Raw genomic sequence first — 20,409 nt, 5'->3', positions numbered from 1 at the left:
AAAAGTAGAAAATTATACTTTTCTAGCTTCTAAAATTGAAAGTAATATTTAGTTATTTATTCTTATTGAAAATTGGTAATATAAAAAATGATAACCCTCCAAAAATGATAATCATAGCGGTTTGTGCAGACCACATAATCCATCCAAAAGCTTCACTTGGATCTTTTTCAACTCCAAATAACATAAAAGCTCCTGCTACGGCTAATGGATAAGAACCAATTCCTCCATTTGTTGCGGCTATACTAAACCCTCCAGCTATGAAACCAACTAACACCGCACCCAATGGCACACTAAAATTTTCTAATGCAGGAATAGTTGCCCAAAACATCGCCACATACATTGTCCAAATAAATACTGTATGAAAAATGAATGACCACTTATCTTTCATTTTAAAAATACTTGTTAAACCTTCTGTAAGACTATTTAAAAAGTGTTTAATTTTCAATCCTATTCCTGAGGAAGCTTTCTTTACATAACTTCTTACAATTAAAAAAACAACAACTAAAATTACTAAACCTCCGCCAATTACAATTGGATCAAATTTCTCTGCAACTAAATTATATATAAACTCGAATTGAATTAATAATGTAATCCCTATAATTAAAAACATCATTACTAAATCTGCAATACGTTCTGCAACGATAGTTCCGAATCCTTTTTCAAATGGAATATCTTCGTAAGTTGTCATAACTGTAGCTCTAGATACTTCGCCTGCTCTGGGTATAGCTAAGTTTACAAAATACCCTACTAGAACAGCTAAAATACTATTACCTAATTTTGGCTTGTATCCCATTGGCTGAAGTAAAAACTTCCAACGATAGGCTCTAGATAGATGACTTAATATTCCAAAAAATAAACCTAAAGCTATCCATCCATAATTGGCTGTCTCTAAATAATCAATCATTTTGTCTTTGTCCATTCTTGACAAAGAATACCAAACTAAAAAACCTCCCAAAACGAGAGGTAAAATTATTTTTAAAATTTTCTTTTGCGAAGTATTCAAACTACTCTAGTAAATTTGTTTCCTCATTAGGGAAAACTAATTGTGGTTTAAACTTTTTTGCTTCTTCTAACTCTAAGAATCCATAAACGATTAAGATTAAAATATCTCCTTTTTGAACTCTTCTGGCAGCAGCTCCATTTAAAGTAATTTCTCCACTTTTTCTTGGTCCAGGAATTGCGTAAGTTTCTAAACGCTCACCGTTATTGTTATTTACAATCTGAACTCGTTCTCCTTCTATAATTCCAGCGGCATCCATTAAATCTTCATCAATAGTAATGCTCCCAATATAATTTAAATCTGCACCGGTTACTTTAACTCGGTGAATTTTAGATTTTACAACTTGTACTAACATGCAACAAAAATACTGTTTTTTAAAGAATTTACTCTTTAATTATTTTAATTGTTTTGGAATCGGACATTATCAATCAATCTTATTTCTCCTGCAAAAACTGCAATAAAAGCTCTATATCTTTTTGTAGCATCAAAACTTTCAGCAGTTTGCAATGTTTTTTCATCTGCAATTATAAAATATTCTAATTCTAAAAGCGGATGTTTTTTAAATTGATTTTCAACCCATTCAATGATTTCTTTAACATTTTTTGTACCAGTTTTTTTTCTAGCTTTCTTTAACGTTTTGTGAATAAATGGTGCTGCTTCTCGATGTCCTGGAGTTAATCTTGCATTTCTAGAGCTCATTGCTAATCCGTCTTCTTCTCTAAAAATTGGCATTCCCTTTACTTTAATTGGCAACTTTAACTTCTCTACCATTTTTTTTATGATTTGAAGCTGCTGAAAATCTTTTTTCCCAAAATAAGCAACATCTGGTTGAACGATTTCAAATAAAGCTTTCACAATTGTACCTACTCCATCAAAATGACCATCTCTAAACTTTCCTTCCATTTGATGTTCTAATCCGTCGAAATCAAAACGCTCAGATATTATATTTTCACCATAAATCTCATCAACTGAAGGAACAAAAACAGCATCACAAGAACCACTTTCTAATAATTTTACATCTTCCTCAAACGTTTTCGGATATTTAACTAAATCTTCTTTATTATCAAACTGTGTAGGGTTAACAAAAATGCTTACAACTGTAACGTCATTTTTCTTTACCGATTTCTTTACCAAAGACATATGGCCTTGATGAAGCGCCCCCATAGTTGGAACAAATCCGATCTTCTTTTTTTCTTCCTTTTTTGACGAAATGTAACTTTTCAAATCGGATTTTGAAGTAAATATTTTCATGTATAGAATTATTAGAATACGAGCAAAATTAGCAATTTAACAGGATTTTAGCATAAAATTTCGTAGTTTTGCCGCTTTATAAAGAGTTCGATTTAATGAAGGATAAGAGAATTTTATATGTTTCTTCGGAAGTTATTCCGTATTTACCAGAAACAGAATTATCATCTACGGCGTTTAATGTTGCTAAATATGCACATTCTAAAGGGGTTCAAACGCGAATTTTCATGCCACGTTTTGGAGTTATTAATGAAAGAAGACATCAGTTACATGAAGTAATTAGATTGTCGGGTATGAATCTTATCATCAACGATATGGATATGCCGTTAATCATTAAAGTAGCTTCAATTCCTAAAGAAAGAATGCAGGTTTACTTTATTGACAACGACGAATACTTTAAGCGTAAGGCCATTTACACAGATGAAGATGACAAGTTATTTCAAGATAATGATGAAAGAATGATTTTCTTCGCTAAAGGTGTAGTTGAAACTGTTAAGAAATTAAATTGGGCACCAGACATTATTCATGTTCATGGATGGATGGCTTCGTTACTTCCTCTTTATTTAAAAGAATACTACAAAGAAGAGCCTTTATTTAGTGAAAGTAAAATTGTTACTTCTTTATACAGTAATGAATTCCCTGGAGAATTAAACAAAAATCTTATTGATAAAGTAAAGTTTGATAAAGTTGATAATGATAGTGTATCGTTGCTTCAAGATCCTAATCAGGAAAATATTTTGAAGAATGCATTATTAAATTCAGATGCGGTTATCAAAGGTAGTGCTGAATTTTCTGATGATTTAGAGCAATTCATCTCAGAAAGTGGCGTTACTGTTTTAGACTACCAATCTGAAGAGTATTTAACTGAAGCATATCTTGACTTCTACAAAGAAAACGTGTTAGAACTTCAAGATTCTTAAAATTTATCAAACATAATGAAAAAGATTTTTTATATATCTGCTGCTTTCGTAAGCTTTTTACTGGTAATGTCATGTGAAAAAGACTTTAGAGAGATCGGAGGAAATGTAATTAGTAATAATAACTTTACTACAGATCAAATTACTTTAGAAGTAGAAACTACTCCAATAGATATTAGTTCTGTTAGAGCTGATAATATTGCGATTGGTAATCTTGGAGAATATTGGTTAGGTGTTTATAACAACAACGATTATAAGCGTGTAGAAGCATCTATAATTAGTCAGTTAAACATTACTCCAAATCCAAGAACTGAGCAAAACTCAACTACAGATGAATTAGATTCTATTTATGTATTTAACGATGCTTATTTAATTCTTCCTTACGAATCTACTCAAACAGGTAGAGGAACTAATGGAGTTCCAGAATTTAGATTAGATTCTGTTTTAGGTAACGATCAGGTTCCTGTAGCCATAAAAGTATATAGAAACGGAACTTTCTTAAACCGTTTAAATCCAAATGATCCTTCAGAACAAAATTCATTTGAATCTGATCAATCATATACAGAACTTGAACTTTTAAATGACAATCCAAATTATGTTCATGTTCCAAACCCTGTAGATACTATTCTTCCTGTTCAAAGGGAATTGAGCACAGGTAGTACTTTCTTTGATGAAGTTAAATTAAACAATTCTATTCCTTTTATTAGAATTAAGCTTAACAAAGCTAGAATGAAAGAATTATTTTGGGACAAATTTGGTGATCCTGAATTTTCTACTACAGACGCTTTTAATCAATATTTCAAAGGATTGATTATAAAAGCTGAAGGAACAGATGGAGCTATGGTTCCAATTACACTAAACACAACTAGACCGTCAGTTGAATTCTATTACACTGAAACTAGAGTAGAAATAGAAAATGGAGCTAGAGTTGTAAAAGATACAGTTTTAAGTAGCTATCCATTCACATTAAGCGGGGTAACTAACAGTCAATATAAGATGTCTGCTGCACAAAGTCCAGCTCCAACTGCTACTAGTTTCAATATTCAGGGAACAGCAGGAAGTATGGCTAGGATTAATATTTTAAATGGGAACGAATTACAGACATTAAGAGAAAGAAACATTCTTATTAATGATGCTACGTTAACATTTAATATCGATGCTTCAAGAGATACTACTAAAGTTCCTTTACGTTTATTCTTATATCGTGAAACTAGTAATGGAGATGAGCAAATTAAAGATGCTATTACTGAAGGTGCTGCTTCATTCGGAGGAGGTTTATCAATAGTAGATGCTAAACCGAGTTCTTACTCTTTTGGTATCACAGATTATGTATCTGATTTAATATCTGGTGAAATTGACGAAAACTCACCTTTGATTTTAAAGGTATTCAATACACCAACAGATTTAGCTGTAGATCCTAGTACTGGAGCACTAAGAAACCTAAATGTAGACACATACAACTGGAACCCTAGAGGGGTTACCATTCTTAATAATTCAATAAGTAACGGAGATAAAAGAGCCAAATTAACTATTTCATTTACAGAAGAGAAAGAAGACAACTAATTAAAATCAAAAAATATGTGTGGAATTACTGGATATATAGGAGAAAGGGAAGCCTATCCAATAGTAATCAATGGTCTTAAGAGATTAGAATATCGTGGGTATGATAGTGCAGGGATAATGATGTATGATGGGGAAGATATCAACTTATCTAAAACTAAAGGTAAAGTTTCTGATCTTGAAGTTATCACAAACAACAATGAATCAAGAAAGAATGGAAAAATAGGTATTGGGCATACTCGCTGGGCTACTCATGGAGTACCAAATGATGTAAATTCTCATCCACATTTTTCTCAATCAGGAAACTTAGTTATAGTCCACAATGGCATCATAGAAAATTACGATACAATAAAAAAGGAATTAGTATCTCGTGGATATGAATTTAAAAGTGATACCGATACTGAAGTTTTAATAAACTTAATAGAGGAAGTAAAACAGAAAGAAGGATGTAAGTTAGGTAAAGCTGTACAATTAGCACTTACAAACGTAATTGGTGCGTATGCTATAGCTGTTTTTGACAAAACAAAACCTAATGAATTAGTTGTTGCCAGATTAGGAAGCCCTATCGCAATTGGTATTGGAAAAAACAATGAAGAATTCTTTGTTGCTTCTGATGCTTCACCTTTCATAGAATTCACTAAAGATGCTGTTTATTTAGAAGATGGTGAATTAGCTATCATTAAAAAAGGTAGAGGTATTAGAGTTCGTAAGATTGACAATGATAAACCTGTTGATGCAAAAATTCAGGAATTAAAGTTAAATCTTGATCAGATTGAAAAAGGTGGTTACGATCACTTTATGTTAAAGGAAATCTACGAACAACCAAAAGCTATTACAGATACTTTTAGAGGAAGAATGCTTGCTAATGATGGAATCATCAGAATGGCAGGGATAGATGATAATGTATCTAAGTTTTTAAACGCAGATAGAATCATTATTATAGCTTGTGGAACGTCTTGGCATGCTGGATTAGTAGGTGAATATCTATTAGAAGATATGGCTCGTATTCCTGTAGAAGTTGAGTACGCATCTGAATTTAGATATAGAAACCCGATTATAACACCTAAAGATGTAGTTATAGCTATTTCTCAATCAGGAGAAACCGCTGATACACTTGCTGCTATAAAATTAGCAAAATCTAAAGGAGCTTTCGTATTTGGAATCTGTAATGTTGTAGGTTCTTCAATCGCTAGAGAAACTCACGCTGGTGCTTACACTCATGCTGGACCAGAGATTGGTGTAGCTTCTACTAAAGCTTTTACAACTCAAATCACAATTCTTTCTTTAATTTCTTTAAAACTAGCTCAAGCAAAAGGAACATTATCTAAGACTGCTGTAAATAAGTATCTACAGACAATGAATCAAATTCCTGAGCAAGTTGAAAAACTATTAAAAATAGATAAAGACGTTCAGAAAATAGCGTACCACTATAAAGACGCTACTAACTGTTTATATTTAGGTCGTGGATTCAATTTCCCAGTAGCTTTAGAAGGTGCTTTAAAATTAAAAGAAATTTCTTATATCCATGCAGAGGGTTATCCTGCTGCTGAAATGAAACACGGACCAATTGCATTGATTGATGAAAACATGCCTGTTTTTGTTATTGCAACTCGTAAAGGTCATTACGAAAAAGTAGTAAGTAATATTCAGGAAATTAAGTCTAGAAGTGGTAAAATTATCGCTATCGTTACTGAAGGAGATGTAACTGTAAAAGAAATTGCAGATCATGTAATTGAAATTCCTGAAACGGAAGAAGCATTTACTCCTTTATTAACAACAATACCTTTACAATTATTATCGTATCATATTGCTGTAATGTTAGGTAAGAATGTTGATCAACCTAGAAACTTAGCAAAATCGGTTACTGTAGAATAAATCAGTAATTTTATATAGAATAAAAAAACCAGCTTTTCAGCTGGTTTTTTATTATCGTTTAGTCATATGCATATAAACGGGAAAGTGATCAGAAAAACCTCCTTTATACCACGGACCAATGTAAGTTCTGTATGGACTTCCTTTGTATTTTCCTTTGTGAGTTTGAAGCCATTTTTTATTAAATATTTTCGCTTTTAGAAATTGATGATCGGAATGACCTTCTTCTAAAAACTCATTAGAAACTATAATCTGATCAAATAAATGCCATTCCTTCTTAAATGTTAAGGTTCCAGTATCTTTTTTATGAAGCTTTTCCATAGGATTAAAGAACTCTTCTGTCATTAAATAGCCTTGTATACTTTTATCAGCGGGATTATCGTTAAAATCACCCATAATAATAATTTTAGCCTGCTCATCCTTTGCTTTAATATCTTGTATAGCTTCATGAACAATTTCAGCAGCTCTGAAACGTTTAGGATCTGTTTCTTCTTTTCCTTCTCTTCTTGATGGCCAATGATTAACTATAATATGAACCAATTCTCCGTTTAAAAAACCTGATACAGATAAAACATCTCTTGAAAAATCTAAAGTTCCGTCTTCATCTTCAAAATCGAAATGATACCGCTTCGACGAAACCGGATCAAAAAATTCATCTCTATAAATCAAAGCAGTATCTATTCCTCTTTCATCTTTTGATTCATAATGAATATATCTGTATCCATAGTTTATCAAGTTTTTATGTGTAGTAAGATCATTTAAAACAGTCGTGTTTTCAACCTCAACTAAACCTACTAATACAGGTAAATGTCCTGAAGTATCTTTCCCTATTTGAGAAATAACATGACTTATTTTCTTAATCTTTTTCCAATATCTGTTATAGTTCCATTTACGTTCACCTTTAGGTGTAAACTTATCATCATTTGTATGAGGATCTGAAACTGTATCAAATAAATTTTCAACATTGTAAAAAGCAACAGTAAATACCTCTTTTCTATTATAACTCATGAATTACATAAACTTTTATGAGACAAAAAACGCAACCAGAGGTTGCGTTTTGATTAAATTGTTTCTCCTAATTCTTTTAACTTAGAAGTATTTTCTGCGAGCATTAACTCATCTATAATTTTTTGGATATCTCCATTTACAATATTTTGTAAATCGTATAACGTTAAACCAATTCTATGATCGGTAACACGTCCTTGTGGATAATTATACGTTCTAATCTTTGCAGAACGGTCACCAGAAGTAACCATAGAACCACGTTTAGCAGCATCTTCTGCTTGTTTTTTAGCCAACTCTAAATCGTATAAACGAGAACGTAATACTTTAAATGCTTTTTCTTTGTTTTTATGCTGAGATTTTTGATCCTGACATTGCGCCACTAATCCTGTTGGAATATGCGTTAAACGAACTGCAGAATAAGTTGTATTTACAGACTGACCTCCTGGTCCAGATGAACAGAAGAAATCGATACGAACATCTTTTGGATTAATTTCTACATCAAATTCTTCAGCTTCAGGAAAAACCATACAAGTTGCTGCCGATGTATGAACTCTACCTTGAGTTTCTGTTTGAGGAACACGTTGTACACGGTGAACTCCAGCTTCAAATTTTAAAGTTCCGTAAACATCTTCTCCTGAAACTTCAAACTGAATTTCTTTAAATCCACCATTCGTTCCTTCGCTATAATCTACAATTGAAACTTTCCAACCTCTACCTTCACAATACTTAGAATACATTCTAAATAAATCTCCAGCGAAAATACTTGCTTCATCTCCTCCAGTTCCTGCACGTAATTCTACTACAGCATTTTTACCATCTTCAGGATCTCTAGGAATTAATAAAAATTTGATCTCTTCTTCTAAAGCAGGGATTCTATTCTTAGCTTCATCCATCTCCATCTTAGCCATTTCAACCATTTCTGCATCACTTCCATCAGCAATGATTTCTTTAGCTTCATCTATATTGTTTAAAAGCGTTTGATATTCGTCTGCTTTCTTTACAACTTTACCTAAATCTTTATATTCCTTATTTAACTGAACGTAACGTTTTTGATCAGAAATAATATCCGGCTGAATGATTAAATCTGAAACCTCATCGAAACGTTGTTTTACAATCTGTAATTTATCTAGCATTATTCTTTTCGTTGGTGTGCGAATTTACGACTTTTCTTTAAATTTGTTGTACTGGAAATCAGCGTATGAACAAAAATTGTTAGATATGAAACAGCTATTTTTTATTTTTTCTCTGTTATTAATAACCTCTTGTAAGCAGGAAATTAAAAAACCTGACTTTTTAATTGGTAAATGGAAACGGGTAAACGACGAAGGTCCTAAAGAAACTTTTGAAATATGGAATCAGAATTTCAATGGTTTAGGTTATTCTTTACAGGAAAAAGACACTGTTTTCAAAGAAATTTTATCCATTATTGAAGTCAAGGGAAATAAATATTTACAAGTTACTGGTGTAAATCAAAGACCAACTTTATTTCAATTCACAGATCAAACGAACACTTCATTTACTTGTAAGAATCCAAATAACGAATTTCCTAAAGTAATTTCATATTGGTTAGAAGAAAATCAGTTAAAAGCTAAAGTTGCTAATGACGATTTTGCCATTGATTTTGTTTTCGAAAGAATAAAATAAATTGCTTACATGTTTATTGAAGAATTTGAAAGGCTTAAGAAAAAGTTTGACGGTAAATTAAATACTGAAGAAATTACATATACTCTAGATAATGGTGGTAAAGACTTTTCCACAAAACTTTATTTAGAAATACCATATAAGGATAAAAAAATATGTATTTGGAATAGAACAAATCCAGGTGTTGGACGTATTAATGTGAACTTTGAGACACAAAAAGAAAGCTTAGAATTTCACATGCACACTAGAAATCACTTTGTCAGTCTATTTTTAAGAGGTAATCGATTTAAATTTTCTAAAACCACTCCTAATATATCTTCATTTTTCAGAAACAGTAAAAGTTTTAGAGAATTAAAAAGGATAGCAGATAAAACAGCTTTCGAACCTACAATATTTGGCAAACATAAAGACAATAAATACTCTTTAACTATTGAATATAGTTTACTATTTGAAAATAAAACCAAAGCTTTAGAACCTATAGTTTTATTTTGCAGAGAGTTTATTGATGAGTTTAATTAACTTTTAATCAATAAGACAATACCTGATACAAACAGCAAACTCAACACCATCTTTTTTAGAGCATTTTCGTTTAGTTTCGAATACATTTTTTTCCCTAAAAACGTTGCCAATAAAAATATAGGTATAACTAACAACGAATCGTAAACATGATGTAATGTTAGAATATCTTGAGCATATAAAATCGGAACTCTAGTTAGTGTAATTAAACCTAAAACACCAATCATTGTAGCTCTAAAAACCTTCATATCAACTACTGCATTTTTAACGACCATAACATACAAAGGACCTCCTGTAGAAAATAAGCCAGAGAAAAAACCTCCGAATAGCCCGAACACAAATCCTAATTTGGGATTTTTAACACCTTCATTTTTTATTAAAAAAGTAGTGTAAACAACATACAAAAGAATAAAAGCGCCTAAGAGTTTTTTAAGGATTAAAGGTTTTCCAAATTGTAACACCCAAATACCAATTCCAACTCCTATAATAGTAGCCAAAACTAATTTAAGAATTACAGGTCTATCTATATTCTTCCACTCTTTAGAAACTAAGATGATACTTGAATATAAATAGAATAAAGCTAGGTAAGCTATTGCATCTTGCAAACTCATTCCGATCAATAGAATTGGTAAAGCAATTAAAGCACCAGCAAAACCAACAACAGTTTGAATAAAAAAACCTAGAAAAATTGCCAATATTAAGATCAAAAACACACTTAAGGACATAATAGAAAAAATCAATAAATTCTTGAATCAAAATTAAAAACCCATTACTTTAGTAGGAAATTAATTCAACTGCACTTTATAAAACTTTAAGTTGAATTCACCTTTTTAAACAAAACAAACAAACGATTCAATGGTTGACGAAATAGATCTTTCCATTCTGAAAGAAATACAGATAAATTCTAGAATATCATTTGCCGATATAGGCAGAAAAATCAACTTATCTCCTTCTGCTGTTCGGGAAAGAGTTCAAAAACTTGAAGACAATGAAGTGATTAAAAAATATTCAGCAGATATTGATTACGCGAAAATCGGTTACGGAATAGAAGCTTTTATTATACTGAAATTATACAGTGGAAAGCTCAAGGTTTTTATGAATGAATCTCATCAATTTTCTGAGATAAAAAAAGCATATCGGATTACAGGTTCACAAAATATACATATGAAAGTAGCTTTAAGAAATCAATTACACTTACAAGAATTTATAGATAAGTTAATTGATTATGGAGATACAACAACTCATTTAATTTTATCTGAAATCACAAAAAACTAAACGATAATAGCCAAAAACATAAATGCAAAAATAAATCAAATTATAATTAAGGATTTATTGACAAGTTTTTGCACTTCTTTTACAATCGTTTGACAGTTTTCACGAATATCAAAAATAGTTTTACTCAAAATTTAAAATCTAAATCGATGAGAAAAATTATTATCCTTTTTGTATCATTATTTTCTTTAGCAACCAGTATTAAAGCTCAAGAAAAAATAAATATCAATATTGAACAGAGTACTATTAAATGGACTGGAGAGCTAACATTTCATTTTGGAGGACATGATGGTTATATACAATTCAAAGAAGGTTTCTTTATAAAAAGAGGAGATAAAATTGTTGGTGGTGAATTCACAATCGACATGAATTCAATGACCAATAACGACATTAAAGAACAAGAAGGAAAAGACAGCTTGATAGCTCATTTAAAAGATCCAGATTTTTTTGACGTAGAAAAATTCCCTTTAACAAGTTTGCTGATTACTAAAGTTGAATATTCTGAACAAAACACAGCTCGTATTGAAGCGAAATTAACACTGAAAGGGATTACAAAACCTATTAATTTCAGAGCTAATTTTGATTTTGATAAAAAAGAAATGACTACCCGTTTTAAGATCGATCGAAGAAAATGGAATGTAAGTTATACTAGCAAAGTAAAAGATTATGCTATTTCTGATGCATTAGGGTTTGAGGTGAGTATAAAATTATAAGTATGAAAAAAGTATTCTTAACCTCACTTCTATTATTTCAAATAACTTCTGTATTTCCACAAGATAAAAATGAATTACAGATTTTTGAAAACAAAAACAACTGGAAAAAAGAAGTCATTAAATTCCCTATTGAATGGGCTCCAAAATTTAAATTAACTGGTTTTGAAGAATTACTTTTTTCTCCGAATTGGAATAAACCGAAAAATCATCAGTTTTGGTCTTTGGTAATAGGATGGAAAATTGACTCTAAAAACCCAATTTCTTTAGAAGAAATAACTACAAACTTTAAAGGATATTTTGACGGTTTAATGAAACCAAATCATTGGGCAAAAGATTTTCCTAATCCAAGAGTTAATTTTAAAAACAGTAAAAAAGGTTTTGTAGGAAGTATGACTTTTTTTGACGGATTTCATACAGGAAAAGTTCTTACTGTAAACATTAAAGGAAATCAGTTTTTTGACAAATTTTTAAAGAAATCAATTATCACTTTTCGTATTTCCCCTAAAGAATACGGTAACCCTATTTGGGATTATTTAAACGAAATTAAAGTAAAAAACAATAATACATCTATCATAAAACTCGATAATTCTTGGGGAAAAGAGATATTCAAATTTCCAATTCCTTTTGCTAAAAACATTAATTATAAAGGAATAGCTGAAGTAAGATTTCCCCCGAAAGGTTGGAGAAATCCTAAACATGAAAATTTCTGGTCTTATGTTTATGCTTGGTATATAGACTTAGATCAAAAAATCACTAAAGAAGAATTAAAAACTAGTTTACAACAGTATTTCGACGGATTAAACAATATTGAAAACAATAAACATTTGAGTATCTATAAAGCAGTTGTTTATCTTCAGAATAAAGGAACATCCAAAAACAGTACTCTTTATAAAGGTGAGATAAACACTTATGACAGATTTGCAACTAACAAAGGTTTAAAACTAAATGTAATTATAGAAAGCACATATTGCGAAATAAGTAAGAGAAATCTTCTTCTTTTTAAGTTTTCACCAAAAATGTTCACTCATGAAACATGGCAAATGCTAAACAAAATAAACACAGCCGAAAACTTATGTAACTAAAATAAAAAAGCCTCGAAAATTCGAGGCTTTTTTATTTTTCTATTTATTAATTCTAATACTCGAAAGTACCAAATTCACTATTAATAGTTAGCTTTTTATTTTCAGAAGCTTCTACTCTACCAATAATTTGAGCATCTACATTAAATGATTTCGAAATAGCTATAATTTCTTCAGCAACTTCCGGTTTTACATAAAGCTCCATTCTATGTCCACAGTTAAATACTTGATACATTTCTTTCCAATCTGTTTTCGATTGTTCTTGAATCAATTTAAATAATGGTGGAATTTCGAACATATTATCTTTTACAATATGAAGATTATCTACAAAGTGTAAAATTTTTGTTTGCGCTCCACCAGAACAATGAATCATTCCGTGAATTGAGTCTGATTTATATTTTGATAAAATCGCTTTAATAATCGGCGCATAAGTTCTTGTTGGAGAAAGCACTAATTTACCAGCATCAATTGGTGAATTTTCAACTTCATCAGTAAGCTTTACATTTCCTGAATACACTAACTCAGAAGGTACAGCAGCATCAAAACTCTCTGGATATTTTTCAGCTAAATAATTATTAAAAACATCATGACGAGCAGAAGTTAATCCGTTACTTCCCATTCCTCCATTATATTCCTTTTCATAAGAAGATTGTCCGAAAGAAGCCAAACCTACGATTACATCCCCAGCTTGAATATTTGCGTTATCAATTACATCTTCGCGCTTCATACGAGCAGTTACCGTAGAATCTACAATAATTGTACGCACTAAATCTCCAACATCGGCAGTTTCACCACCAGTTGAATGAATTGTTACACCAAATTCTTTTAACTCTGCTATTAATTCTTCTGTTCCATTTATAATTGCAGATAAAACTTCACCTGGAATTAAGTTCTTGTTTCTTCCAATTGTAGAAGATAACATAATATTATCTGTAGCTCCAACGCATAACAAATCATCTATATTCATGATTAACGCATCTTGAGCAATACCTTTCCAAACAGAAACATCTCCTGTTTCTTTCCAATACATATATGCTAAAGATGATTTTGTTCCAGCACCATCTGCATGCATGATTAAACAATGCTCATCATCATTCGTTAAATAATCTGGTACGATTTTACAAAATGCTTTAGGAAATAAACCTTTGTCGATATTCTTAATCGCATTATGTACATCTTCTTTAGATGCAGAAACACCTCTTTGCGCGTATCTTTTAGAAACTTCTTGACTCATTATTTTGTGTTGTTGTTGGGTGCAAAGTTAAATTATTGCAGCGAAATGCAAACTTAAATCAGATATTTATCTTGTAAATAAAAGCTCTCTATATTTTGTTAAAGGCCATAAGTTGTCATCTACTAACAATTCTAATTTATCTACATGATAACGAATATCTTCTAAATACGGTTTCACTTTATTACAGTATGCCTCTGCATTCTTTTGACCAGATAGTTTATTTGCTTTTTTACGTTGATCAGTCATATCTTCAATCATGGAATTAATTTCTACAATATGATTCGATATTCTCTTTATTAAATCTATTTGTTCTGAAGCATATTTTTCATAATCATTACCAAAGATTTCTTTTAAACCTTTTACATTTTCTATTAATGTATTTTGATATTGAATTACCGTTGGAATTACATGATTTCTAGAAACATCTCCTAAAACTCTACTTTCTATTTGAATTCGTTTCGCATATTCTTCTAATTCAATTTCATGACGAGCTTCTAACTCAACACGGCTCATCACTTTCATTTCCTCAAAAACAGCAATACTTTTATCACTAATCTTTGCTTTTAAAGCTTCAGGTGTAGTTCTATGATTACTCAATCCTCGTTTCTTTGCTTCTTTTTCCCAAGATTCACCATAACCATCTCCTTCGAACCGAATATCTTTTGAAGCTTTAATGTATTCACGCAATACATTAAATACTGCCTCATCTTTTTTCAACCCTTTACTGTCTACCAACTTATCAACTTCTACTTTAAAATCTTTAAGCTGTTTCGCTATAATGGTATTTAAAACTGTCATTGGTCCAGCACAATTCGACCAAGAACCAACAGCTCTTAATTCAAATTTATTTCCTGTAAACGCAAATGGTGATGTTCTATTCCTATCTGTATTATCCAATAAAATTTCTGGAATTTTACCAATAATATTAAGCTTTAGATCTGTTTTTTCCTTTGGGGAAAGTTTTCCTTTGGTTACATTCTCTAATTCATCTAAAACCTGTGAAAGCTGAGAACCAATAAATACGGATATAATTGCTGGCGGAGCTTCATTTGCTCCTAATCGATGATCATTTCCTGCACTAGCTATAGAAGCTCGAATCAATTCTTCATATTCATAAACCGCTTTAATTGTATTCACAAAAAAGGTTAAAAATTGAAGGTTTTTCATTGGAGTTTTACCTGGACTCAACAAATTAACTCCAGTATTTGTACTTAAACTCCAATTGTTATGTTTTCCAGATCCATTAATTCCTTTGAAAGGCTTTTCATGAAACAAAACTTTAAAATTATGCTTTTGAGAAACCTTTTTCATCAAATCCATTAATAATGAATTATGATCAACAGCTAAATTTGCTTCCTCAAAAATTGGTGCTACCTCAAACTGATTCGGCGCAACTTCATTATGTCTTGTTTTTACAGGAATTCCAAGTAACATACATTCTTGCTCTAAATCTCGCATAAAGTTTAAAATACGAGTTGGAATAGAACCAAAGTAATGATCATCTAACTGTTGTCCTTTTGCTGAAGCATGACCTAACAAAGTTCTACCAGTCATCATAATATCAGGACGAGAAGCTGCTAAAGCTTTATCAATTAAGAAATATTCTTGCTCCCAACCTAGAGTAGCAGAAACTTTAGTTACGTTTTTATCAAAATACTTACAAACAGCAGTTGCAGCATCGTCAACAGCCTGCAACGCTCTTAGTAATGGAGTTTTATTATCTAAAGCTTCCCCTGTATACGCAACAAAAACTGTCGGAATACATAAAGTGGTATCATAAATAAAAGCTGGTGAAGTAGGATCCCAAGCTGTATAACCTCGAGCTTCAAATGTATTACGAATTCCTCCATGAGGAAAAGAAGAAGCATCAGGCTCTTGTTGTACTAATTTTCCTCCATCAAATAATTCCATGGCATTACCTCCTTCAATAGTCTCAAAAAACGCATCATGTTTTTCCGCTGTAGAACCTGTTAACGGCTGAAACCAATGTGTATAATGTGTAGCTCCTTTAGATAAAGCCCAATCTTTCATACTTACAGCTATTTGATCTGCAATCTTCCTATCAATCTTATGTCCGAACTCTACAGCATCTCTTACACTTCTATAAGCTTCAGCTGTCATATACTGAAGCATCGCTTTTTCATTAAATACATATTTAGCATATAACTGAGATCGACGCTCTTTTTCTTCCACTAATACCGGTACTCTGTTAAGAGTTTCCTGCAACGCATTAAACCTAATTGTAGCCATTATTAATAATTTTAAGCAAAACTACTATTAATACCCTAAAAAAATAGGGGTTAAATTATTTATTTTTAAAATAACTGTTTTTTAACCCTAAAAAATTTGGGGGTGTTTGAAAAAAAATACATTTTTGCATGATAAACTAATTAACGATAAAAAAATCATGGCTAAATCTAAATTAGAATACATTTGGTTAGACGGATATTATCCAACACAAAACATGCGAAGCAAAACTAAAGTTGTAGACGATTTTAGTGGAAAAATAGAAGACTGTCCTATTTGGTCTTTTGATGGATCATCTACAAAACAAGCTGAAGGAGGAGACTCTGATTGTTTGTTAAAACCTGTAGCTATTTATCCTGATCCAGCTCGTGACAACGGTTACTTAGTAATGACTGAAGTTTTAAATGCTGATGGTACTCCACACGAATCAAATGCAAGAGCTACTATTGATGATGATGATAATGATTTCTGGTTTGGATTTGAGCAAGAGTATTTTATTATGGATTCACATACTCAATTACCTTTAGGTTTCCCTATTGGTGGTTATCCTGGACCTCAAGGAATGTACTACTGTTCTGTAGGAGGTAAAAATACTCACGGTCGTGATTTTGTTGAAGAGCATGCTGATTTATGTATTGCTGCTGGTTTAAATTTCGAAGGAATCAACCAAGAAGTTGCTTCAGGTCAGTGGGAATTCCAATTATTCGCTAAAGGAGCTAAAAAAGCTGGTGATGAAATTTGGGTTGCTCGTTATTTATTAGATAGATTAACTGAAAAATACGGATTCTACATTGAATACCACCCAAAACCAGTAAAAGGAGACTGGAATGGTTCTGGTATGCACGCTAACTTCTCAAACACTTTATTAAGGACTTGTGGAAGCAAGGAAACTTACGAAAAAGTTTGTGAAGCTTTTAGACCTGTAACTAAAGAGCATATTGCTGTTTATGGAGAATATAACGATCAACGTTTAACAGGATTACACGAAACAGCTTCAATCAACGATTTTAGCTATGGTGTATCTGATAGAGGTGCTTCTATTCGTATTCCTATTATTACTGTAGAAAAAGGTTGGAAAGGATGGTTAGAAGATCGTCGTCCAGCTTCTAATGCTGATCCATACAAAGTAGCAGGAAGAATCGTTCAAACTGTAAAAAGCGCAGATATTAAATAATATCTCACTCAATACAATAAACAAAAAAGCTCACATATTTTATGTGAGCTTTTTTTATGCTATATAAATGCTAAATAGATAAAAACACAATACCCTAAAAAGAGAACAGCTCCTTTCAATCTACTCAACTTAAACTTTTCTGGAATAAATACTAACGGTAGAATAATGAAAGCAAAAGCTAACATCCAATAAATATCTCTTGTTAATATTTGAGGCTCGGTAACTGGAATAGTTTTAATCATAGATGTTAAACCTAAAACCGATGCTATATTAAAGATGTTAGAACCAATTAGATTCCCTAAAGAAATAGCTTTTTCTCCTTTTACAGCTGCAATTACAGAAGCTGCTAGTTCTGGTACACTTGTTCCTATAGCTATCATTGTAATAGAAATTACCCCTTCACTTACCCCAACACTTTGTGCTAAGTCTTTTGCTCCTCTAACTAACAAATCAGAACCAAAATATAATGCTGCAGCTCCAATTAGTAACCAAATAGCTATTTTACCATAACCAATACCTGCTAACTTATCATCAACTTCTTCTGCATCTGCATTGTCATCTTTAGCCGATCGAATTAAAACAATTAAAAAAACAACTAAGCCTAAAAACAACGCTAAACCTTCTGTTTTTGTTAATTGATTATCGTTCTGTAAAAAATAAAAGATAGCCAATGAAAACAACATCATAACCGGCCAATTCAATTTATAAAAATCTTTACTCACAATTATTGGACCTATTAAAGCTGTAACTCCTAAAACCAAACCGATGTTTGCAATGTTAGATCCTATAACATTATTTATTGCAATTGCTGGTGATCCATCTAAAGCGGCTTGTAAACTAACCAACAACTCAGGAGCAGAAGTAGCAAAAGATACCACTGTCATTCCAATCACCATTTTTGAAATATTCAATTTAAATGAAAGTCCAACTGAAGCTTTCACCAAAAAGTCTCCTCCAAAAACCAACAACAACAAACCAATTAAGACGTATGCAATACTCATGTGAAAAATTTTAGTGCGAATATAGACATTTATAAACTGTCAAAATTTCAATTTTTTTCGTCTTAAAAAATGATAAAAATCAGTTATCGAAAATTCCGTCTATTTTTTCTTTCGAAAAGATAGAATGCCATTTTTTAACAGTTTTAAAAGTAAATTCTCCTTTGCTTTTAAAACTCAACTCAAAAAAGCCCTTTATTTCATTACAAAAAACAAACTTTCAACCACATTAATATTACACATTAAAACCTAAATAAAGAAAATAAGATTACAAATTAAAACTTTATTAACTTTTTTGACTTCAAATGTAAATTCAATTAAATTAAATCCATTTCAAAAATTTGGTGATGATATTTCGTTCGTCATATATTCATCAAACAATTTCGAAATTGAACTAATTACTAACACAAAAACAACTTAAAAAATGATCACTATTGTAATAAAATTAACTGTTGCTTTAATTGAACTTATATCAAATTTAATTCAAACTTTATTTTAATTACTAACATCAAATAACTAAACTATATGCTAACATTTTTCGGAATATTACTAATCCTAATCGGATTAGCATCTTTAATCGCAAAACCTTTTCTACCTAAAGTAAAAAACTTAGAGTTAATAACAACTCAACGAAGTGTACTTACGATAATAGTAGGCGGTTTGCTAAGTATTACTTCAGGAATATTCTTTTATGCTGAACCTGGTACAGCTTACGCAGTACAATATCCATGGGGAGGACAAAAAGCCGTATTTCAACAAGGATTAAAAACAAAGATGTGGGGACGATTAATTCCTATACAATTTGAAATACCTGTAAAATATGTAATACCAAATAAAAAAGGACAACTAGGCGACCAAAGTAAATATGCTTATGTAGATAAATCTCGTCAATGGGAATTTAACGATGCTGTAAAAGGAAAAATCGCAACATCAATCGTAATAAGTATAGATATTTCAGATGAGAAACAATTCTTATCAGTTGCTGACAGAAATAAAACAGAAAAAAACTTAATCAGATCTAGAATAATACCAAACATTGATCAATCAATAAAAAACACTTGTAAGTTGATGGCTGCTCAGGATTACATATCTGGACAAGCAGCGGATTTTGATAGATATTTTCAAGATCAATTAGAAAACGGAATGTATGTTTTAGAAGAGTACTCTGAAAATCAAAAACCAGAAATAATTGGAGACAGTACTGTAACCAGAACAATTCCTAATAAAGAATCTCGTCAGAAAAGATTCAGAATAAAAATGAAGGACGGAGAACCTGTTCGAGTAAAAGGAAATTCTTTAAAATCATACGGTTTAACTGTAGTACAAGCTGTAGTTACTGAAATTGACTGGGAAGAAACTTTTGATAACAGATTACAATTACAAAAAGAAGAAGTTGCACAAACACAATTAGAAAAACAACAAGCAGAAAGAGAATTTTATCGTGCACAAAAAGAAAAAGCAAAAGGAGAAGCAGAAAAAGCAAAAGAGAGAGCTAGATTAGAAAAAGCACAAATACAACAAACTATTGCTGCGGAAACAGAAGCTAAAGTTGCTGAGTTTAACTTAACGAAAGAGAAAAAACAATATGAAGTTGAGCAATATAAAGCAAAGAGTAAAAAATTAGCTGCAGATGCTCAAGCCTATGAAAACCAAAAGTTAGTAAGCGCCGGACTTACACCTCAAGAAAAAGCAGAATGGGAATACAAGACCGCAGTGGGAGTTGCTAAACAATTGAAAGACTTAAAACTTCCAACTACTTATATAGAAGGAAGTACAGGAAATAAGAACAGTGGGAATTTGCTACAATCGTTAATTGGTGCTGAGTTAGCTAAGAAAATGATTGAAAAAAAGAAGTAGAAAACGAAAAAGTGAAAACGAAAAAGTGAAAACGAAAAAGTGAAAACGAAAAAGTGAAAACGAAAAAGTGAAAACG

The 20,409-nt window shown here is 31.3% G+C and carries 19 protein-coding genes; 10 read left to right on the top strand and 9 right to left on the bottom strand.

The annotated features are described in order from the left end of the window. Window positions 1–52: 52 nt before the first annotated feature. The 3 genes from Q1A15_RS16075 to panC are packed head-to-tail and all read right to left on the bottom strand — an operon-like array spanning window position 53 to window position 2,251. Window positions 53–1,003 carry a lysylphosphatidylglycerol synthase transmembrane domain-containing protein gene (locus Q1A15_RS16075; RefSeq protein ID WP_299626283.1) on the bottom strand — a complete coding sequence of 317 codons (951 nt, stop codon included), beginning with the start codon at window positions 1,001–1,003 and terminating at the stop codon, window positions 53–55. A 1-nt stretch (window position 1,004) separates the two neighbouring features. Further along, window positions 1,005–1,355: an aspartate 1-decarboxylase gene (gene panD / locus Q1A15_RS16070; protein WP_299626280.1), complete on the bottom strand. Its 351-nt coding sequence runs from the start codon at window positions 1,353–1,355 to the stop codon at window positions 1,005–1,007. 44 nt (window positions 1,356–1,399) lie between these two features. Continuing rightward, window positions 1,400–2,251: a pantoate--beta-alanine ligase gene (gene panC, locus Q1A15_RS16065; RefSeq protein WP_299626277.1), complete on the bottom strand. Its 852-nt coding sequence runs from the start codon at window positions 2,249–2,251 to the stop codon at window positions 1,400–1,402. Window positions 2,252–2,346: 95 nt separating this feature from the next. Here panC and Q1A15_RS16060 point away from each other — a divergent pair, with 95 nt between their 5' ends. The 3 genes from Q1A15_RS16060 to glmS are packed head-to-tail and all read left to right on the top strand — an operon-like array spanning window position 2,347 to window position 6,600. Next, window positions 2,347–3,168 (top strand): glycogen/starch synthase, encoded by an 822-nt coding sequence (locus tag Q1A15_RS16060; protein WP_299626274.1) that lies wholly within the window; start codon window positions 2,347–2,349, stop codon window positions 3,166–3,168. Between the two features lie 15 nt (window positions 3,169–3,183). Next, complete coding sequence (locus Q1A15_RS16055) at window positions 3,184–4,728, top strand: DUF4270 family protein (protein WP_299626271.1); 1,545 nt, start codon at window positions 3,184–3,186, stop codon at window positions 4,726–4,728. Window positions 4,729–4,743: 15 nt separating this feature from the next. Next, the gene (gene glmS, locus Q1A15_RS16050) at window positions 4,744–6,600 is read left to right on the top strand and encodes a glutamine--fructose-6-phosphate transaminase (isomerizing) (RefSeq protein ID WP_299626268.1); all 1,857 of its coding nucleotides are present in this window, start codon (window positions 4,744–4,746) and stop codon (window positions 6,598–6,600) included. Window positions 6,601–6,651: 51 nt separating this feature from the next. Here the strand turns inward: glmS and Q1A15_RS16045 are convergent, their stop codons facing one another. Together Q1A15_RS16045 and prfA are read right to left on the bottom strand one after the other, a co-directional pair. After that, window positions 6,652–7,605 (bottom strand): endonuclease, encoded by a 954-nt coding sequence (locus tag Q1A15_RS16045; RefSeq protein WP_299626265.1) that lies wholly within the window; start codon window positions 7,603–7,605, stop codon window positions 6,652–6,654. A 53-nt stretch (window positions 7,606–7,658) separates the two neighbouring features. Then, on the bottom strand, window positions 7,659–8,735 hold the full coding sequence (gene prfA, locus Q1A15_RS16040; protein WP_299626262.1) for a peptide chain release factor 1: 1,077 nt from the start codon (window positions 8,733–8,735) through the stop codon (window positions 7,659–7,661). Between the two features lie 85 nt (window positions 8,736–8,820). Here prfA and Q1A15_RS16035 point away from each other — a divergent pair, with 85 nt between their 5' ends. Beyond that, window positions 8,821–9,246: a hypothetical protein gene (locus tag Q1A15_RS16035; protein WP_299626259.1), complete on the top strand. Its 426-nt coding sequence runs from the start codon at window positions 8,821–8,823 to the stop codon at window positions 9,244–9,246. A 9-nt stretch (window positions 9,247–9,255) separates the two neighbouring features. Then, window positions 9,256–9,762: a hypothetical protein gene (locus Q1A15_RS16030; RefSeq protein ID WP_299626256.1), complete on the top strand. Its 507-nt coding sequence runs from the start codon at window positions 9,256–9,258 to the stop codon at window positions 9,760–9,762. On the opposite strand, the gene Q1A15_RS16025 is transcribed toward Q1A15_RS16030, so the two are convergent. After that, a complete protein-coding gene (locus Q1A15_RS16025) occupies window positions 9,759–10,454 on the bottom strand; it encodes a sulfite exporter TauE/SafE family protein (RefSeq protein WP_363322694.1) in 696 nt (231 codons plus the stop codon). The genes Q1A15_RS16030 and Q1A15_RS16025 overlap by 4 nt on opposite strands. 160 nt (window positions 10,455–10,614) lie before the next feature. Here Q1A15_RS16025 and Q1A15_RS16020 point away from each other — a divergent pair, with 160 nt between their 5' ends. From Q1A15_RS16020 to Q1A15_RS16010, 3 genes are all read left to right on the top strand, one after another. After that, window positions 10,615–11,034, top strand: coding sequence for an Lrp/AsnC family transcriptional regulator (locus tag Q1A15_RS16020; RefSeq protein ID WP_299626253.1), 420 nt, complete (start codon window positions 10,615–10,617; stop codon window positions 11,032–11,034). A 146-nt stretch (window positions 11,035–11,180) separates the two neighbouring features. Then, window positions 11,181–11,744: a YceI family protein gene (locus Q1A15_RS16015; RefSeq protein WP_299626250.1), complete on the top strand. Its 564-nt coding sequence runs from the start codon at window positions 11,181–11,183 to the stop codon at window positions 11,742–11,744. Between the two features lie 2 nt (window positions 11,745–11,746). Then, window positions 11,747–12,826: a hypothetical protein gene (locus Q1A15_RS16010; RefSeq protein ID WP_299626247.1), complete on the top strand. Its 1,080-nt coding sequence runs from the start codon at window positions 11,747–11,749 to the stop codon at window positions 12,824–12,826. Window positions 12,827–12,878: 52 nt separating this feature from the next. On the opposite strand, the gene Q1A15_RS16005 is transcribed toward Q1A15_RS16010, so the two are convergent. Together Q1A15_RS16005 and Q1A15_RS16000 are read right to left on the bottom strand one after the other, a co-directional pair. Then, window positions 12,879–14,057, bottom strand: a complete 1,179-nt coding sequence (locus tag Q1A15_RS16005; RefSeq protein ID WP_299626244.1) for an AIR synthase related protein — start codon at window positions 14,055–14,057, stop codon at window positions 12,879–12,881. 66 nt (window positions 14,058–14,123) lie between these two features. Then, window positions 14,124–16,307, bottom strand: a complete 2,184-nt coding sequence (locus Q1A15_RS16000) for a glutamine synthetase III (RefSeq protein ID WP_299626241.1) — start codon at window positions 16,305–16,307, stop codon at window positions 14,124–14,126. A 157-nt stretch (window positions 16,308–16,464) separates the two neighbouring features. Here Q1A15_RS16000 and Q1A15_RS15995 point away from each other — a divergent pair, with 157 nt between their 5' ends. Beyond that, window positions 16,465–17,478: a glutamine synthetase beta-grasp domain-containing protein gene (locus Q1A15_RS15995; RefSeq protein WP_299626238.1), complete on the top strand. Its 1,014-nt coding sequence runs from the start codon at window positions 16,465–16,467 to the stop codon at window positions 17,476–17,478. 59 nt (window positions 17,479–17,537) lie between these two features. On the opposite strand, the gene Q1A15_RS15990 is transcribed toward Q1A15_RS15995, so the two are convergent. Continuing rightward, window positions 17,538–18,479 carry a calcium/sodium antiporter gene (locus tag Q1A15_RS15990; protein WP_299626235.1) on the bottom strand — a complete coding sequence of 314 codons (942 nt, stop codon included), beginning with the start codon at window positions 18,477–18,479 and terminating at the stop codon, window positions 17,538–17,540. Window positions 18,480–19,001: 522 nt separating this feature from the next. Between Q1A15_RS15990 and Q1A15_RS15985 the strand changes: the two genes are divergently transcribed. Further along, complete coding sequence (locus tag Q1A15_RS15985) at window positions 19,002–20,333, top strand: SPFH domain-containing protein (RefSeq protein WP_299626232.1); 1,332 nt, start codon at window positions 19,002–19,004, stop codon at window positions 20,331–20,333. Window positions 20,334–20,409 lie beyond the last annotated feature (76 nt).

The organism is uncultured Tenacibaculum sp., assembly GCF_947495995.1.
In the GTDB taxonomy this organism is placed as follows: Bacteria; Bacteroidota; Bacteroidia; order Flavobacteriales; family Flavobacteriaceae; genus Polaribacter.
The sequence above is the reverse complement of the archived record's forward strand: the minus strand, read 5'-3'. Positions and strand labels throughout refer to the sequence as shown.

Coding starts and splice junctions, on each gene's coding strand:
- panD (WP_299626280.1), bottom strand. CDS start 1,355: ATGTTAGTACAAGTTGTAAAATCTAAAATTCACCGAGTTAAAGTAACC.
- panC (WP_299626277.1), bottom strand. CDS start 2,251: ATGAAAATATTTACTTCAAAATCCGATTTGAAAAGTTACATTTCGTCA.
- Q1A15_RS16060 (WP_299626274.1), top strand. CDS start 2,347: ATGAAGGATAAGAGAATTTTATATGTTTCTTCGGAAGTTATTCCGTAT.
- Q1A15_RS16055 (WP_299626271.1), top strand. CDS start 3,184: ATGAAAAAGATTTTTTATATATCTGCTGCTTTCGTAAGCTTTTTACTG.
- glmS (WP_299626268.1), top strand. CDS start 4,744: ATGTGTGGAATTACTGGATATATAGGAGAAAGGGAAGCCTATCCAATA.
- Q1A15_RS16045 (WP_299626265.1), bottom strand. CDS start 7,605: ATGAGTTATAATAGAAAAGAGGTATTTACTGTTGCTTTTTACAATGTT.
- prfA (WP_299626262.1), bottom strand. CDS start 8,735: ATGCTAGATAAATTACAGATTGTAAAACAACGTTTCGATGAGGTTTCA.
- Q1A15_RS16035 (WP_299626259.1), top strand. CDS start 8,821: ATGAAACAGCTATTTTTTATTTTTTCTCTGTTATTAATAACCTCTTGT.
- Q1A15_RS16030 (WP_299626256.1), top strand. CDS start 9,256: ATGTTTATTGAAGAATTTGAAAGGCTTAAGAAAAAGTTTGACGGTAAA.
- Q1A15_RS16020 (WP_299626253.1), top strand. CDS start 10,615: ATGGTTGACGAAATAGATCTTTCCATTCTGAAAGAAATACAGATAAAT.
- Q1A15_RS16015 (WP_299626250.1), top strand. CDS start 11,181: ATGAGAAAAATTATTATCCTTTTTGTATCATTATTTTCTTTAGCAACC.
- Q1A15_RS16010 (WP_299626247.1), top strand. CDS start 11,747: ATGAAAAAAGTATTCTTAACCTCACTTCTATTATTTCAAATAACTTCT.
- Q1A15_RS16005 (WP_299626244.1), bottom strand. CDS start 14,057: ATGAGTCAAGAAGTTTCTAAAAGATACGCGCAAAGAGGTGTTTCTGCA.
- Q1A15_RS16000 (WP_299626241.1), bottom strand. CDS start 16,307: ATGGCTACAATTAGGTTTAATGCGTTGCAGGAAACTCTTAACAGAGTA.
- Q1A15_RS15995 (WP_299626238.1), top strand. CDS start 16,465: ATGGCTAAATCTAAATTAGAATACATTTGGTTAGACGGATATTATCCA.
- Q1A15_RS15990 (WP_299626235.1), bottom strand. CDS start 18,479: ATGAGTATTGCATACGTCTTAATTGGTTTGTTGTTGTTGGTTTTTGGA.
- Q1A15_RS15985 (WP_299626232.1), top strand. CDS start 19,002: ATGCTAACATTTTTCGGAATATTACTAATCCTAATCGGATTAGCATCT.